General features: G+C 65.6%; 10 protein-coding genes, 3 rRNA genes and 1 pseudogene. 1 reads left to right on the top strand and 13 read right to left on the bottom strand.

The window, feature by feature from the left end; genetic code table 11:
• Nucleotides 1-5: 5 nt before the first annotated feature.
• The 10 genes and pseudogenes from LNW73_RS13815 to LNW73_RS13860 all read right to left on the bottom strand — a co-directional run bounded on the left by LNW73_RS13815 (nt 6) and on the right by LNW73_RS13860 (nt 11,024).
• On the bottom strand, nt 6-1,049 hold the full coding sequence (locus LNW73_RS13815; RefSeq protein ID WP_250977131.1) for an NAD-dependent epimerase/dehydratase family protein: 1,044 nt from the start codon (nt 1,047-1,049) through the stop codon (nt 6-8).
• A 225-nt stretch (nt 1,050-1,274) separates the two neighbouring features.
• On the bottom strand, nt 1,275-1,373 hold the full coding sequence (locus LNW73_RS13820; RefSeq protein ID WP_003948845.1) for a 30S ribosomal protein bS22: 99 nt from the start codon (nt 1,371-1,373) through the stop codon (nt 1,275-1,277).
• A gap of 114 nt (nt 1,374-1,487) precedes the next feature.
• The gene (locus LNW73_RS13825; RefSeq protein WP_164297503.1) at nt 1,488-1,700 is read right to left on the bottom strand and encodes a helix-turn-helix domain-containing protein; all 213 of its coding nucleotides are present in this window, start codon (nt 1,698-1,700) and stop codon (nt 1,488-1,490) included.
• Between the two features lie 128 nt (nt 1,701-1,828).
• Nucleotides 1,829-2,643, bottom strand: a pseudogene (locus tag LNW73_RS13830) (phosphatase).
• A gap of 124 nt (nt 2,644-2,767) precedes the next feature.
• Nucleotides 2,768-3,943: an acetoin utilization protein AcuC gene (locus LNW73_RS13835; protein ID WP_250990107.1), complete on the bottom strand. Its 1,176-nt coding sequence runs from the start codon at nt 3,941-3,943 to the stop codon at nt 2,768-2,770.
• The gene (locus LNW73_RS13840; protein WP_250990108.1) at nt 3,912-5,111 is read right to left on the bottom strand and encodes an MFS transporter; all 1,200 of its coding nucleotides are present in this window, start codon (nt 5,109-5,111) and stop codon (nt 3,912-3,914) included. Before LNW73_RS13840 ends, LNW73_RS13835 begins: the two co-directional genes overlap by 32 nt.
• Before the next feature lie 55 nt (nt 5,112-5,166).
• Nucleotides 5,167-5,811: an HAD family hydrolase gene (locus tag LNW73_RS13845; protein ID WP_250977127.1), complete on the bottom strand. Its 645-nt coding sequence runs from the start codon at nt 5,809-5,811 to the stop codon at nt 5,167-5,169.
• Nucleotides 5,812-5,891: 80 nt separating this feature from the next.
• A 5S ribosomal RNA gene (gene rrf, locus LNW73_RS13850) occupies nt 5,892-6,008 on the bottom strand.
• A gap of 78 nt (nt 6,009-6,086) precedes the next feature.
• Nucleotides 6,087-9,209 (bottom strand): 23S ribosomal RNA (locus LNW73_RS13855).
• Nucleotides 9,210-9,501: 292 nt separating this feature from the next.
• Nucleotides 9,502-11,024: ribosomal RNA gene (locus tag LNW73_RS13860) — 16S ribosomal RNA — on the bottom strand.
• Together the 16S, 23S and 5S rRNA genes form the textbook arrangement of a ribosomal RNA operon.
• 832 nt (nt 11,025-11,856) lie before the next feature.
• On the opposite strand from LNW73_RS13860, the gene trpS reads away from it, so the two are divergent.
• The gene (trpS, locus tag LNW73_RS13865) at nt 11,857-12,846 is read left to right on the top strand and encodes a tryptophan--tRNA ligase (protein WP_250990109.1); all 990 of its coding nucleotides are present in this window, start codon (nt 11,857-11,859) and stop codon (nt 12,844-12,846) included.
• 77 nt (nt 12,847-12,923) lie between these two features.
• Here the strand turns inward: trpS and proC are convergent, their stop codons facing one another.
• From proC to LNW73_RS13880, 3 genes are all read right to left on the bottom strand, one after another.
• The gene (proC, locus tag LNW73_RS13870; protein ID WP_250977125.1) at nt 12,924-13,733 is read right to left on the bottom strand and encodes a pyrroline-5-carboxylate reductase; all 810 of its coding nucleotides are present in this window, start codon (nt 13,731-13,733) and stop codon (nt 12,924-12,926) included.
• A 134-nt stretch (nt 13,734-13,867) separates the two neighbouring features.
• Nucleotides 13,868-14,683 carry an ABC transporter permease gene (locus LNW73_RS13875; RefSeq protein ID WP_250990110.1) on the bottom strand — a complete coding sequence of 272 codons (816 nt, stop codon included), beginning with the start codon at nt 14,681-14,683 and terminating at the stop codon, nt 13,868-13,870.
• Entirely contained in the window at nt 14,680-15,480 is an 801-nt protein-coding gene (locus LNW73_RS13880) for an ABC transporter ATP-binding protein (protein WP_250977123.1), read from the bottom strand. The genes LNW73_RS13875 and LNW73_RS13880 overlap by 4 nt, the downstream gene beginning before the upstream one ends.
• Nucleotides 15,481-15,654 lie beyond the last annotated feature (174 nt).

Raw genomic sequence — 15,654 nt, forward strand, 5'->3', positions numbered from 1 at the left:
TGCTCTCACGTCCGGTTGGCGCCCGCGGGAAGTGCGGCGGCGATCGCGTCGACCGTGCGGGCCAGCCGGTCGGGCGGCAGCAGGCCGGGGCCACGGCTGCGGGCGAAGTCGCAGAAGGTCTCGGCCGTCGTGTACCGCGGCACAAAACCGAGCGTCTCACGCATCTGTGTGGTGTCCACCACTCTGCCGTGCGTCAGCAGCCGGATCTGTTCCGGCGAGAAGTCGGTGACCCCCGCCGTGCGCAGCATCTGCCCGACCCAGGTGACGGCGGGCAGCAGCACCGGGACGGTGGGGCGGCCGAGCCGCCTGGCGGTCTGCGACAGCAGCAGGACGCCGTCGCCCGCGATGTTGAACGTGCCGCTGTTGAGCGTTCCGCGGCGGGCGTCGAGGGAGGCGAGGACCAGCACGTCGGTCACATCGTCCTCGTGCACGAACTGCAGCCGCGGGTCGTAGCCGAACACGGTGGGCAGCGCCGGCAGCGAGAAGTACTCCGCGAGCGGGGAGTCGGCCTGCGGGCCGAGGATGTTGGCGAACCGGAGGACGGCGACCGCCACGTCCGGTCGGCGGCGGGCGAAGCCGCGCACATAGCCCTCGACCTCGACCGCGTCCTTGGCGAAGCCACCGCTGGGCAGCGACTTCGGCGGCATGGTCTCGGTGAACACCGCCGGGTCGCGGGGCGCGGAGCCGTAGACGCTGGTCGTCGACTTCACGACGAGGCGGCGCACCGTCGGAGCCTTCTGGCACGCGCCCAGCAGCTGCATCGTGCCGATGACGTTGGTCTCCTTGACCTGCGCCCGGCCGCCGGAGCCCAGCGGGGTGCCGCTGACATCCATGTGGACGACGGTGTCGACGGCGTGCTGGGCCAGCACCTTGGCGATCATCGGGTGCCGGATGTCCGCCCGGACGAATTCCGCGCTGCCCAGCTGGTGCTCGGGCACCTCGGCGTCCACGCCGATCACCCGGTCGACCTCCGGATCATGCTGGATCCGGCGGACGAACCGGCCGCCGAGCTTTCGCGCGACCCCGGTGACGAGCACCACCTTGCCCACGATTCAGCGCCTTCCGTCAGGGATGTACGCACCGTATCGGTTCGATGTTGCGCTGTGATGACGGCCTCCGGGCCGTTGGCCACGGCTGCTGCACCGGAACGCCCCCCGTACGGCGGGCGTCCCCGCCCCTTCGGCTACCCCCGGGTACCCCGGAAACGCAGCTGCCCTCCCACCACCGTGCGGTGCACGGTGGTGGGAGGGCAGGAAGTGCAGCGAGTGGCTCGCTTACTTCTTGTTGCGACGCTGCACACGCGTACGCTTCAGCAGCTTGCGGTGCTTCTTCTTGGCCATACGCTTGCGCCGCTTCTTGATGACAGAGCCCACGACTACCCTCGCTTCGTTTTCACTCGGTGCGGGGCGTCCGAGCCCACACGACCTACGTCGGCCAAGCCTACCCGCCCCGAGGGGCGGGTAGAACCGAGGCGGCCGAGGAGGCCGTCAAGCAGATTCCCCCACCCCCACGTAGGACTCACGCAGATAGTCGTGGACGGCTTGTTCTGGCACCCGGAAGGACCTGCCCACCCGGATCGCCGGCAGATGGCCGCTGTGTACCAGTCGGTACACGGTCATCTTGGACACACGCATCACTGAGGCGACCTCCGCCACAGTCAGGAATACGACCTCGTTGAGAGGCCTGTCGCTAGCAGCCATGACACACCTGAACCTTCCGCACATGACGGCCACCGGCTTCCCCTCCGGTGACTCCAGCAGGCACGTGCGCTCCTCCCCAGATTAGGTGCGGGTGATGCAAGTGGGGAAGAGGAGTTGCGATCGGTTGACTACTGTGACAGACACGCTCGATTGAGTACATAGCGTGTAAGCGGCCGGTAGTAATCAGACCGCACAGCGTCATCAAGCGGAACGGCGACGGAAACCCGCCCCTCCGCCTCGGCCACGAAGACCGCCGGATCGTCGGCGTCCGCCAGCCCGATCGCCTCGATGCCCAGCTGACCAGCCCCGCAGACCCACCCGTGATCACCGACCACGAGCCCCGGCAGCTGTCCCCCACGACCGGCCGCGGCGGCCAGCGCGGTACGAACCGGGAGGGGGAGTGCGTGTGCGCCCCGGGCTCACCCGAGGTGGGGAGCGCATCCACGGTGCGGACCATCGCGACTCCGCCTACGTACCAAAGGTTGTGCCGGCGTAGCCCGAATCGGGTCGGAATGTCGATAGGTCGACCATGCGCGGAGGTGAGGACAGGACATCCCGCCGCCGACAAGGCGGCGGCCAATCCGGCGTAGAAGCCCAGGAGTCGGTGCGGATGACCTGTTCCGATCAGCACCGGAACCCGGTCAACGGCCGCCCGCGCCAATCGTTCCGCAAAAGCGTCGAGCGCCGCCACCGTGCAGTCGGGGTCGATCACATCCTGCCCCGAAGTGTGTCCGGGATCCGGTGAAACCCCGCATCTTTCGGCCATCAGCCGCAACAACTCCGCCGTCCCCCACGCCCCTTCGGGGTCGAGGCCGAGCGTCTGGCGCGGATCCCGCGCCGCGAACAACCGATAACTGAGCAGACTTTTCTCCCGCGGCGTCGCCACGGGACCGGCCAGCCGGGCCGCCAGCAGATGCGCGCGCAGCGCGCCGACACTCAGCACGCCCCCGATACTGCCGTCTATGCCCGCGCCATCCACCCGAAACCGGAAAACGCACCCCTTGCGGGTGATTGGTGCGCAATACCACCCATCCCGCTCGCTCCTCCTGCCCGCACCTGCCGAGGGCTCAGGCCAGCAGGCCGTGCAGCGGGAACACCGCGCGCCGGGTCGCCAGAACCGCCTGGTCGAGGCGGTCCGCCGGGTCGTACCCCGACTCCTCGAAACTCCGCCAGACGACCGGGTGACGGCCGTCCGTCATCCGCGCGGGCGCCACCGCCCGCGTCGCCCGGTACACCTCGTGCCGCCACGGCTCGGGCGTCTCGGTGGCGGGATCGATCGGCTTGCCCGCGGCGATCGCCACCAGATGCGTCCAGGAGCGCGGTACGACGTCCGTCACCGCGTAGCCGCCCCCGCCCAGCGCCACCCAGCGGCCCTCCGCGTGCTCGTGCGCCAGCTCGTGACAGGCCTCGGCGACGGCGCGCTGCGCGTCCAGACTCACCGCGAGATGCGCCAGCGGGTCCTCGAAATGGGTGTCGGCACCGTGCTGCGAGACGACGACCTGCGGCCGGAAAGCCGCGATCAGCTCCGGTACGACGGCGTGGAACGCCCGCAGCCACCCCGCGTCGCCCGTCCCGGCCGGCAGCGCGATGTTCACCGCCCCGCCCTCCGCGCCGGCGCCACCGGTCTCCTCCGGCCAGCCGGTCTGCGGGAACAGCGTCCGCGGGTGCTCGTGCAGCGAGATCGTCAGAACGCGCGGATCGTCCCAGAAGACCGCCTGCACCCCGTCCCCGTGGTGCACATCGACATCCACGTAGACCACGCGCTCCGCACCGAGCTCCAGCAGCCGCGCCACCGCCAGCGCCGCGTCGTTGTAGACGCAGAACCCCGCGGCGGAGCCCGGCATCGCATGGTGCAGGCCGCCGGCGAAGTTCACCGCGTGAGCAACGTCACCGCTCCACACCGCCTCGGCCGCCCCGACGGACTGCCCGGCGATCAGCGCGGAGGCCCGGTGCATCCCCGCGAAGGCCGGGTTGTCCTCGGTACCGAGGCCGTAGTCCAGCTCCACCGAGTGGGGATCGGCGGAGACCCGCCGTACCGCGGCGACGTAGTCGGCGCGGTGCACCAGCCCGAGCGTGGAGTCCCCGGCGGCCGGCGCGGAGGTCACCTTCAGCGCCTGGTCCAGCCCGAAGGCCTCGACCAGCCGCATCGTGAGCGACAGCCGCACCGGGTCCATCGGATGCCCGGGGCCGAAGTCGTAGCCTGTTACCTGCTCATCCCACATCAGCTGTGCGCGGCCGCTCATGGCCGACACGGTATCGGGCCTCACCGGTGTCGAACGACTTGGCATAGAGGAGAGTCGCCAGCACCAGCACCATCGGGATCAGCATCGCGCCCCGGTAGCTCCACGCGTCACCGATCGCACCCACCAGCGGGGCGCCGATCAGGAAACCGACGTAGTTGAAGATGTTCAGCCGCGCGATGGCCGTGTCCGAGGCACCGGGGAACAGCCGCCCCGCCGCCGCGAACGTCGTCGGAACGATGACGCACAGCCCGAACCCCAGCAGCGTGAACCCGAGCATCCCGGCCCACGGGCCCGGCGCCACCGCGACCACCCCGAACCCGACCGCGGCGAGCACCGTCCCGGCCCGCACCACCGCGGCCCCGCCGAAGCGCCGCACGCCGAGGTCCCCGGCCGCCCGGCCGAGCAGCGTCGTCACCATGTAGATGTTGTACGGAACGGTGGACAGCTGCTCCGAGCTGCCGAGCGTGTCCTGCAGGTACTTCGCGCTCCAGTTGGAGACCGTCGAGTCCCCGATGTACGCGAAGGCCATCACCAGGCAGAGCGGCAGCAGCAGCCGCATCACCACGGGTGTCGCCACCGGGGCGGCCACGCCCTCGGCCACCGGCTCCGGCCGCTGGTCGACGTACCAGCGGCTCGCCATGAGGACCAGCGGGATCAGCACGACGGCGACCGGCGCGTAGAGCACCGCGAGGGACAGATGCCAGTGCGCTCCGGCCCAGGCCAGCGAGGCACCGGTGATGCCGCCGAGGCTGTAGGCGGCGTGGAAGCCGAGCATGATGCTCCGGCCGTAGGTGCGCTGCAGGCTCACACCCAGCATGTTCATGGAGGCGTCGAGCCCGCCGACACAGATGCCGAACAGGCCCAGCGCCACGGCTATCTGCCACATCGCGTTCCCGGAACCCGCCGCGACCAGGACCAGCGCCACGAGCGGCTGGACCCACCGCAGTACGACACTGGGCCGCACCCGCTTCACCAGGTGCTCGGTCGCCACGCTGCCCGCCCCGGCCAGGATCGGCACGGCCGCGAGGAAGACCGGCAGCAGCCCGTCACTGATGCCGTAGCGATCCTGGATCGCCGGGATACGGGTCACGAGCAGAGCGAAAACCACGCCCTGGCTGAAGAAGCTGACCGCCAGCGAGGCCCGGCCATGCCGCAGAGATGCGTCCATGAGCGAGCAGCGTAGATCCCGAAGCTACGGATGAGTAGGTGTTGCGGGTCACAAGTTAGACGATCAGATCCAGGAGCTCGTGCATCTCGCTGAACAGGGCATTGGCGTCCCCGAGCTTGGCCGCGGAAGTCATCGCGGTGAACCCGTATACGTCCATCCCGGCCGCCACGGCCGCCTGCACTCCCAGCGGGCTGTCCTCGACGACCGCGCACCGCCCGGGAGCGACTCCCATCACCTGTGCCGCGTGCAGGAAGAGGTCGGGCGCCGGCTTCCCGCGCCCCACGTCCTGCGAACTGAAGATGCGCTCCTCACCGAAGTGCTCGAAGAGCCCGGTCTTGTGCAGTGCCACCCTGATCCGCTCATGGCTCCCCGACGAGGCGAGGCAGTACGGCACCCCCTCCGCCGCCAGCTTCCCCAGGACGTCCGCGACACCGGGCACGGGCTGGAGGTCCCGCCGGAACGCCTCGAAGACCCGCGCGTGGAAGACGTCGTTGAAGTCCTCCGGCAACTTCTGCCCGGACCGCTCCAGCACCAGTTCATGGACCCGGTGCATCGCGGAGCCCATGTAGTCGCGGATCGACTCCTCGTACGACGTGGGGTGGCCGAGTTCCGTGAGACAGCCGGCCAGGATCCGGTTGGAGATCGGCTCACTGTCCACGAGGACGCCGTCGTTGTCGAAGATGATCAGGTCATAGCGCATGGCACCACTGTAGGGAACGCCGGTCCCGACAACGCAAAGAAGCCCCCAGGCAATAGCCTGGGGGCTTCTTCTCAAAAATTGTTCGGCGGCGTCCTACTCTCCCACAGGGTCCCCCCTGCAGTACCATCGGCGCTGAAAGGCTTAGCTTCCGGGTTCGGAATGTAACCGGGCGTTTCCCTAACGCTATGACCACCGAAACACTATGAAGTTAACCAACCGGATACTGGCACGGTTCGTTACTTCAGAACTACACAGTGGACGCGAAGCAAAAATAGTTAGACAAGCCCTCGGCCTATTAGTACCAGTCAGCTACACCCGTTACCGGGCTTCCACATCTGGCCTATCAACCCAGTCGTCTACTGGGAGCCTTAACCCCTCAAAGGGGTGGGAATACTCATCTCGAAGCAGGCTTCCCGCTTAGATGCTTTCAGCGGTTATCCTTTCCGAACGTAGCCAACCAGCCGTGCCCTTGGCAGGACAACTGGCACACCAGAGGTTCGTCCGTCCCGGTCCTCTCGTACTAGGGACAGCCCTTCTCAATATTCCTGCGCGCGCAGCGGATAGGGACCGAACTGTCTCACGACGTTCTAAACCCAGCTCGCGTACCGCTTTAATGGGCGAACAGCCCAACCCTTGGGACCGACTCCAGCCCCAGGATGCGACGAGCCGACATCGAGGTGCCAAACCATCCCGTCGATATGGACTCTTGGGGAAGATCAGCCTGTTATCCCCGGGGTACCTTTTATCCGTTGAGCGACGGCGCTTCCACAAGCCACCGCCGGATCACTAGTCCCGACTTTCGTCCCTGCTCGACCCGTCAGTCTCACAGTCAAGCTCCCTTGTGCACTTACACTCAACACCTGATTGCCAACCAGGCTGAGGGAACCTTTGGGCGCCTCCGTTACTCTTTAGGAGGCAACCGCCCCAGTTAAACTACCCACCAGACACTGTCCCTGATCCGGATCACGGACCGAGGTTAGACATCCAGCACGACCAGAGTGGTATTTCAACGACGACTCCACCATGGCTGGCGCCATGACTTCACAGTCTCCCACCTATCCTACACAAGCCGAACCGAACACCAATATCAAGCTATAGTAAAGGTCCCGGGGTCTTTCCGTCCTGCTGCGCGAAACGAGCATCTTTACTCGTAGTGCAATTTCACCGGGCCTATGGTTGAGACAGTCGAGAAGTCGTTACGCCATTCGTGCAGGTCGGAACTTACCCGACAAGGAATTTCGCTACCTTAGGATGGTTATAGTTACCACCGCCGTTTACTGGCGCTTAAGTTCTCAGCTTCGCCACACCGAAATGTGACTAACCGGTCCCCTTAACGTTCCAGCACCGGGCAGGCGTCAGTCCGTATACATCGCCTTACGGCTTCGCACGGACCTGTGTTTTTAGTAAACAGTCGCTTCTCGCTGGTCTCTGCGGCCACCCCCAGCTCAGGAAGCAAGTTCCCTCACCAGTTGTGGCCCCCCTTCTCCCGAAGTTACGGGGGCATTTTGCCGAGTTCCTTAACCATAGTTCACCCGAACGCCTCGGTATTCTCTACCTGACCACCTGAGTCGGTTTAGGGTACGGGCCGCCATGAAACTCGCTAGAGGCTTTTCTCGACAGCATAGGATCATCCACTTCACCACAATCGGCTCGGCATCAGGTCTCAGACTATGTGTTGCGCGGATTTGCCTACGCAACGTCCTACACCCTTACCCCGGGACTACCACCGCCCGGGCTGGACTACCTTCCTGCGTCACCCCATCGCTTACCTACTACAGAATCGGGTCGCCGGCTCCACCACTCCCCTCAACTCCGAAGAGATCAGGGCGGCTTCACGGGCTTAGCATCCTCTGGTTCGATACTGGGCGTTTCAAAGCGGGTACCGGAATATCAACCGGTTGTCCATCGACTACGCCTGTCGGCCTCGCCTTAGGTCCCGACTTACCCTGGGCAGATCAGCTTGACCCAGGAACCCTTAGTCAATCGGCGCACACGTTTCCCACGTGTGTATCGCTACTCATGCCTGCATTCTCACTCGTGTACCGTCCACGACTGGCTTCCGCCGCCGCTTCACCCGGCACACGACGCTCCCCTACCCATCCCCGCACCCGTTAGGGCTTCGCACGGGAATGACACGACTTCGGCGGTACACTTGAGCCCCGCTACATTGTCGGCGCGGAATCACTTGACCAGTGAGCTATTACGCACTCTTTCAAGGATGGCTGCTTCTAAGCCAACCTCCTGGTTGTCTCTGCGACTCCACATCCTTTCCCACTTAGCGTACGCTTAGGGGCCTTAGTCGATGCTCTGGGCTGTTTCCCTCTCGACCATGGAGCTTATCCCCCACAGTCTCACTGCCGCGCTCTCACTTACCGGCATTCGGAGTTTGGCTAAGGTCAGTAACCCGGTAGGGCCCATCGCCTATCCAGTGCTCTACCTCCGGCAAGAAACACGCGACGCTGCACCTAAATGCATTTCGGGGAGAACCAGCTATCACGGAGTTTGATTGGCCTTTCACCCCTAACCACAGGTCATCCCCCAGGTTTTCAACCCTGGTGGGTTCGGTCCTCCACGAAGTCTTACCTCCGCTTCAACCTGCCCATGGCTAGATCACTCCGCTTCGGGTCTTGGGCGCGCGACTCATTCGCCCTATTCGGACTCGCTTTCGCTACGGCTACCCCACACGGGTTAACCTCGCCACACACCGCAAACTCGCAGGCTCATTCTTCAAAAGGCACGCAGTCACGAGATACCAGCAAGCTGGTATCCGACGCTCCCACGGCTTGTAGGCACACGGTTTCAGGTACTATTTCACTCCGCTCCCGCGGTACTTTTCACCATTCCCTCACGGTACTATCCGCTATCGGTCACCAGGGAATATTTAGGCTTAGCGGGTGGTCCCGCCAGATTCACACGGGATTTCTCGGGCCCCGTGCTACTTGGGTGTCGTACAAGCAAGCCGTACAGATTTCAGCTACGGGGGTCTTACCCTCTACGCCGGACCTTTCGCATGTCCTTCGCCTATCCATACGGTTTCTGACTCGCCCAACAGTCGGCAGACTGCTGAAGTACGATCCCACAACCCCGCATACGCAACCCCTGCCGGGTATCACACGCATACGGTTTGGCCTCATCCGGTTTCGCTCGCCACTACTCCCGGAATCACGGTTGTTTTCTCTTCCTGCGGGTACTGAGATGTTTCACTTCCCCGCGTTCCCTCCACATACCCTATGTGTTCAGGTATGGGTGACAGCCCATGACGACTGCCGGGTTTCCCCATTCGGACACCCCCGGATCACAGCTCAGTTGACAGCTCCCCGGGGCCTATCGCGGCCTCTCGCGTCCTTCATCGGTTCCTGGTGCCAAGGCATCCACCGTGCGCCCTTAAAAACTTGCCTTACAGATGCTCGCGTCCACTATGTAGTTCTCAAGCAACGAACCCTCCCCCACACTGCCCCGAGATAATCCCGAGGAGTAATGAGGCCGGCGTCGAGAAGGAACTTTCGTTCCCTCAGGACCCAACAGCGTGCCCGGTACAGTCCCATCACTCATGTTTTCCACGCCGAAGCAGTACTTACCTGAGCAACCAGACCGTGCCGAATAGTCAACGTTCCACCCATGAGCAACCACCGCCGAACAGATGCCGGCGTAATGGCCCTGGACTACTTTCGCAGCCAGAATGCTCCTTAGAAAGGAGGTGATCCAGCCGCACCTTCCGGTACGGCTACCTTGTTACGACTTCGTCCCAATCGCCAGTCCCACCTTCGACGACTCCCTCCCTTGCGGGTTGGGCCATCGGCTTCGGGTGTTACCGACTTTCGTGACGTGACGGGCGGTGTGTACAAGGCCCGGGAACGTATTCACCGCAGCAATGCTGATCTGCGATTACTAGCAACTCCGACTTCATGGGGTCGAGTTGCAGACCCCAATCCGAACTGAGGCCGGCTTTTTGAGATTCGCTCCACCTTGCGGTATCGCAGCTCATTGTACCGACCATTGTAGCACGTGTGCAGCCCAAGACATAAGGGGCATGATGACTTGACGTCGTCCCCACCTTCCTCCGAGTTGACCCCGGCGGTCTCCTGTGAGTCCCCATCACCCCGAAGGGCATGCTGGCAACACAGAACAGGGGTTGCGCTCGTTGCGGGACTTAACCCAACATCTCACGACACGAGCTGACGACAGCCATGCACCACCTGTACACCGACCACAAGGGGGGCCGTATCTCTACGGCTTTCCGGTGTATGTCAAGCCTTGGTAAGGTTCTTCGCGTTGCGTCGAATTAAGCCACATGCTCCGCTGCTTGTGCGGGCCCCCGTCAATTCCTTTGAGTTTTAGCCTTGCGGCCGTACTCCCCAGGCGGGGAACTTAATGCGTTAGCTGCGGCACCGACGACGTGGAATGTCGCCAACACCTAGTTCCCAACGTTTACGGCGTGGACTACCAGGGTATCTAATCCTGTTCGCTCCCCACGCTTTCGCTCCTCAGCGTCAGTAATGGCCCAGAGATCCGCCTTCGCCACCGGTGTTCCTCCTGATATCTGCGCATTTCACCGCTACACCAGGAATTCCGATCTCCCCTACCACACTCTAGTCTGCCCGTATCGAATGCAGACCCGGGGTTAAGCCCCGGGCTTTCACATCCGACGTGACAGACCGCCTACGAGCTCTTTACGCCCAATAATTCCGGACAACGCTCGCACCCTACGTATTACCGCGGCTGCTGGCACGTAGTTAGCCGGTGCTTCTTCTGCAGGTACCGTCACTTGCGCTTCTTCCCTGCTGAAAGAGGTTTACAACCCGAAGGCCGTCATCCCTCACGCGGCGTCGCTGCATCAGGCTTTCGCCCATTGTGCAATATTCCCCACTGCTGCCTCCCGTAGGAGTCTGGGCCGTGTCTCAGTCCCAGTGTGGCCGGTCGCCCTCTCAGGCCGGCTACCCGTCGTCGCCTTGGTAGGCCATTACCCCACCAACAAGCTGATAGGCCGCGGGCTCATCCTTCACCGCCGGAGCTTTTAACCCACCCCCAGGAGGAGGAGAGTGTTATCCGGTATTAGACCCCGTTTCCAGGGCTTGTCCCAGAGTGAAGGGCAGATTGCCCACGTGTTACTCACCCGTTCGCCACTAATCCACCCGAAGGCTTCATCGTTCGACTTGCATGTGTTAAGCACGCCGCCAGCGTTCGTCCTGAGCCAGGATCAAACTCTCCGTGAATGTCTCCACGCAAGAGCGGCACCACCGGCCGGAATAAGGCCCGTGGTGCACAGCGTCCTCGCTGTGTAATTGCCTCCCACCAGTTCCCGTCCCGAAGGACCGGAGGGCAGAAGGACTTTTTCAAAGGAACCACCAAACGAAACCCGAATGGGTTCCGCCCGGGGTGTTTTAAGTCTGGCGTTGACTTTTGGCACGCTGTTGAGTTCTCAAGGAACGGTCGCTTCCTTTGGTGCCGTTTCACCGGCGCCCTCCGGGCTTCCCTTCGTGTTTCCGACTCTATCAGACGCTTTCGCGTCCGATTCCCAGTCAGCGGGTTTCGCCTTCTGCGCTTTCGCGCTTTCCGGCGATTCCGACTCTATCAGAACCTTTCGGGCCTGACTCCCAGTCAGCGGGGCTTGCCATCCGGGCCGTTGAGCCCTTCCGACGAGTGAAACTTTAGCGGAACTTCGGCATCCGATCCAATCGGCTGCTTTCTGTTCCCATTCCGAAAACGCGCACGAAAACAAAACGACTGAGCGTCGTTCGTTCGAATGGTTGTCATCTGGAGTGGCTGCCTCGGGACCGACTCGCGTCGGCGTTCACCGGCGGGCAACTCGGAGAACACTACGCACGCGACCCACCTTCGTCAACTCCATGCCAGGGACACCACCCGGGGGTACCCTGAGCCCCATGACGACGCATGCGCACACCCAGCTCTGGTGGGCCGCCTGAAGGCGGCCGACCCCTGCAGCGCATGCACCCAACGGCCGCCGCTTCGGCGGCCGTTCGCGTATCTCGACCTTGACGCCCGGCCGGCGACCGCGGCGGCCATGACAAGGAAGAAGTCTCTGAGATGACGCGGATCTTCAGCGGAGTGACACCGTCGGGGCACCTCACCCTGGGGAACTACCTCGGCGCCATCCAGCGGTGGGTCTCGGTCGACCAGCACCAGAGCCCGCACCAGGAAGACGCCCTCTTCAGCATCGTCGATCTGCACGCCCTCACCGTCGAACACGAACCGGCCCGGTTGCGACGGCTGACGCGGCAGACGGCGACCCTCCTGCTGGCAGCCGGGCTCGACCCGAAGGTGTGCACGGTATTCGTGCAGAGCCACGTCGACGAGCACACCCGGCTGTCGTACGTACTGGAGTGCATCGCCACGGACGGCGAACTGCGGCGCATGATCCAGTACAAGGAGAAATCCGCGAAACAGCAGTCGGTGCGGGTCTCCCTGCTCACCTATCCGGTGCTGATGGCGGCGGACATCCTGGCGTACCGGACCGATGAGGTGCCGGTCGGCGACGATCAGGCGCAGCACGTCGAGCTGTCGCGTGATCTGGCGGTCCGTTTCAACCAGCGGTACGGGCACACGTTCACGGTGCCCCGTGCCGTGGTGCCGCCGGTGGCCGCGCGGGTGATGGATCTGCAGGAGCCGGCTTCGAAGATGAGCAAGTCCGCGAGCGCGACGACCGGGATCATCTCCCTGCTCGACGAGCCGGCGGTGATCCGCAAGAAGGTGATGCGGGCGGTGACGGACAGCGCGTCCGATGTGGAGTACGACCGGGTGGAACGGCCGGGGCTCGCGAATCTGCTGGAGATCCTGGCCGCCTGCACCGGTGGCGAGCCGGCGGCGCTCGCCGCGGGGTACGACTCGTACGGCGCGGTGAAGAAGGACGTGGCGGAGGCGGTCGTCGAACTCCTGCGGCCGTTGCAGGAACGCCACGCCGTGCTCTGCGCCGATCCCGGCCTTCTCGACGAGGTGCTGCGGGACGGCGCCGAGCGGGCGTGCGCCCTCGCGCGGCCGACGGTGGACGCCGCGTACCGGGCGATCGGGCTGCTGTGAGAGGAAGGGGCGGGCCCAGGTGGCCCGCCCCTTCGGAACGTCCGGAGTCCGGAGTCCGCTGCCCTCAGCCGTTGCCCTCAGCCGTTGCCGGAAGCCAGCTCGCGGCTGCGGTCGCGGGCCGCTTCGAGGGCGGCGATCAGCGCGGCGCGCACCCCGTGGTTCTCCAGCTCGCGGATGGCGCTGATGGTGGTGCCGGCCGGTGAGGTCACCGCCTCACGCAGCTTCACCGGGTGCTCGCCGCTGTCGCGCAGCATCACGGCCGCGCCGATCGCCGACTGCACGATCAGGTCGTGCGCCTGGGCACGCGGCAGTCCGAGCAGGATGCCGGCATCGGTCATCGCCTCGACCAGGTAGTAGAAGTACGCGGGCCCCGAGCCGGACAGCGCGGTGGCGGCGTCCTGGTGCTTCTCGGGGACGCGCAGCGTCTTGCCGACCGGCTTGAAGATGTCCTCGGTGCGGACGAGATGCGCCTCGGTGGCGTGGCTGCCCGCGGAGATGACGGACATGCCCTCGTCGACCAGCACCGGAGTGTTCGGCATGACGCGGACGACTGCGAGGCCCTCCGTCAGCCGCTCCTCGAAGAACGCGGTCGGGATGCCGGCGGCCGCGCTGATGACGAGGCGGTCGGCGGCGACGTGCGGCGCCAGTTCGTCGAGGAGGGCACCCATGTCCTGCGGCTTCGCCGCGAGGATGAGGGTGTCGGCGGCCTTCGCCGCCTCCGCGTTACTGACGGCCTCGACGCCGTACCGGGCCCGCAGCTCCTCCGCACGCTCCGGGCGCCGCGCGGTGACGAGCAGGTCGTCGGGCGACCAGCCGGCCCGGATCATGCCGGAGAGGAGGGCCTCGCCGATCTTGCCGGTGCCGAGTACGGCGACTTTCTGGGTCATGGCGTCACCTTCGAGCGGTACGGGGGCTTTCACGGCCATCCTCGCACCAGCTGCGCCGCCCGCGGCTTTTCGGTCCAACTGCCGGTACGGACCGCGTGAGGCGGAACGGGCCGCGTCAGGCCGTCCGGCGGGCGTCAGGCCGTGCGGCGGCGGAGGGTGGCCGCTCCCAGGGCCAGGGCCACCAGGGCGCACGCGGCGACGACGGCCAGGTCGCGGACGAAGTCGCCGGTGACTCCGGTGTGCTGGACGACCTGCGTCATGCCGTCGACCGCGTACGACATGGGCAGCACGTCGGAGACGGCGGCGAGCACCGGCTGCATGGTGTCGCGCGGCACGAGGAGCCCGCACATCAGCAGTTGCGGGAGGAGCACGGCCGGCATGAACTGGACGGCCTGGAACTCGCTGGCCGCGAACGCGCTGACGAAGAGGCCGAGGGCGATGCCCAGGAACGCGTCGGCGAGGGCGATGACGAGGAGCAGCCAGGGCGAGCCGACGACGTCGAGGCCCAGCCCCCAGACGGCGAGCCCGGTGGCGAGGCAGGCCTGGACGACGGCGACGCCGCCGAACGCGAGGGCGTAGCCGCCAAGCAGGTCGGCCTTGCCCAGCGGCATGGACAGCAGCCGCTCCAGCGTGCCGGAGGTGCGTTCACGGAGGGTGGCGATCGAGGTGACCAGGAACATCAGGATGAGCGGGAAGATGCCGAGGAGTGACGCTCCGACCTGGTCGAAGGTGTGCTGCTTGCCGTCGTAGACCCAGCTCAGCACCGCGAGCAGCACGCAGGGGACGACCAGCATCAGGGCGATGGTGCGGGGGTCGTGGCCGAGCTGGCGCAGGACCCGGCGGGCGGTGGCGAGGGTGCGCGGGAGGGAGAAGGCGCGGGGAGCGCGCCCGGCCGGAGGCTGGGTGGGGTCCCTCGGAAGAGTGGTGGCGAGTGTCGGGTGGGCGTTCATTTTGCCTGCTCCTGGCGGGTGTCGGGGAGGGTGACGACGTTCGTGCGGTGGCCGGAGCCGGCGTTGGCCGCGTCCACGAGGTGGAGGAAGGCCTCCTCGACGGTTGCGGAGCCGGTGGACTCGCGCAGCCCGTCGGGGGTGTCGTCGGCGAGGATGCCGCCCTCGCGCATGAGGAGCAGGCGGTGGCAGCGTTCGGCCTCGTCCATGACGTGCGAGGAGATCAGGACGGTGGCGCCGCGCTCGTCGGCGAGGCGGTGGAAGAGCTGCCACAGGTCGCGGCGCAGGACGGGGTCGAGGCCGACGGTGGGTTCGTCGAGGACGAGGAGTTCGGGTTCGCCGAGCAGGGCGACCGCGAGGGAGACCCGGCCGCGCTGGCCGCCGGAGAGGTTTCCGGCGAGCGAGTCGGCGTGGGATTCGAGGTCGACGTCGGTGAGGGCGCGGTTCACGTGCTCGCGGCGGGCGGCGCGGGTCAGGCCGAGGACGGACGCGTAGTAGTCGAGGTTCTGGCGGGCGGTGAGGTCGGTGTAGACGGACGGCGCCTGGGTGACGTACCCGACGGCGGAGCGGAGCCGGGGATGGCCGGCGGCGAGGCCCAGGACGTCGAGGGTGCCGGTGACGTGCGCCTGGGTGCCGACGATCGCGCGCATGAGGGTGGATTTGCCGCAGCCGCTGGGACCCAGCAGGCCGGTGACCTGACCGCGCGGGACGGTGAACTCGAGGCCGTTCAGGACGGTGCGGCTGCCACGGACGACGGTGAGTCCGTCGGCCCGTACCGCCGGTTCAAATTTATTCATCATGTGATGAATATCCTCCGCCGACGGGTGCTCGTCAAGCACCCGGCGGGAGATCGTCGACCACCGGACGGGAGCTCGTCGAGCAGCGGTGTCCGGTCGTCGCGCACCGGTGCCCATGGGGGCGGGGGGCCGGGTCGGTCGGGGTCTGCTCAGGGTCATCCCCTATGGCGTTCAAGA

The organism is Streptomyces sp. RKAG337, from assembly GCF_023701715.1.
Classification (GTDB): Bacteria; Actinomycetota; Actinomycetes; order Streptomycetales; family Streptomycetaceae; genus Actinacidiphila.

Excerpts from the sequence above, each read along its gene's own strand:
- LNW73_RS13825 (WP_164297503.1), bottom strand. The coding sequence starts at position 1,700 with ATGGCTGCTAGCGACAGGCCTCTCAACGAGGTCGTATTCCTGACTGTG.
- LNW73_RS13835 (WP_250990107.1), bottom strand. The coding sequence starts at position 3,943 with ATGAGCGGCCGCGCACAGCTGATGTGGGATGAGCAGGTAACAGGCTAC.
- LNW73_RS13840 (WP_250990108.1), bottom strand. The coding sequence starts at position 5,111 with ATGGACGCATCTCTGCGGCATGGCCGGGCCTCGCTGGCGGTCAGCTTC.
- LNW73_RS13845 (WP_250977127.1), bottom strand. The coding sequence starts at position 5,811 with ATGCGCTATGACCTGATCATCTTCGACAACGACGGCGTCCTCGTGGAC.
- trpS (WP_250990109.1), top strand. The coding sequence starts at position 11,857 with ATGACGCGGATCTTCAGCGGAGTGACACCGTCGGGGCACCTCACCCTG.
- proC (WP_250977125.1), bottom strand. The coding sequence starts at position 13,733 with ATGACCCAGAAAGTCGCCGTACTCGGCACCGGCAAGATCGGCGAGGCC.
- LNW73_RS13875 (WP_250990110.1), bottom strand. The coding sequence starts at position 14,683 with ATGAACGCCCACCCGACACTCGCCACCACTCTTCCGAGGGACCCCACC.
- LNW73_RS13880 (WP_250977123.1), bottom strand. The coding sequence starts at position 15,480 with ATGATGAATAAATTTGAACCGGCGGTACGGGCCGACGGACTCACCGTC.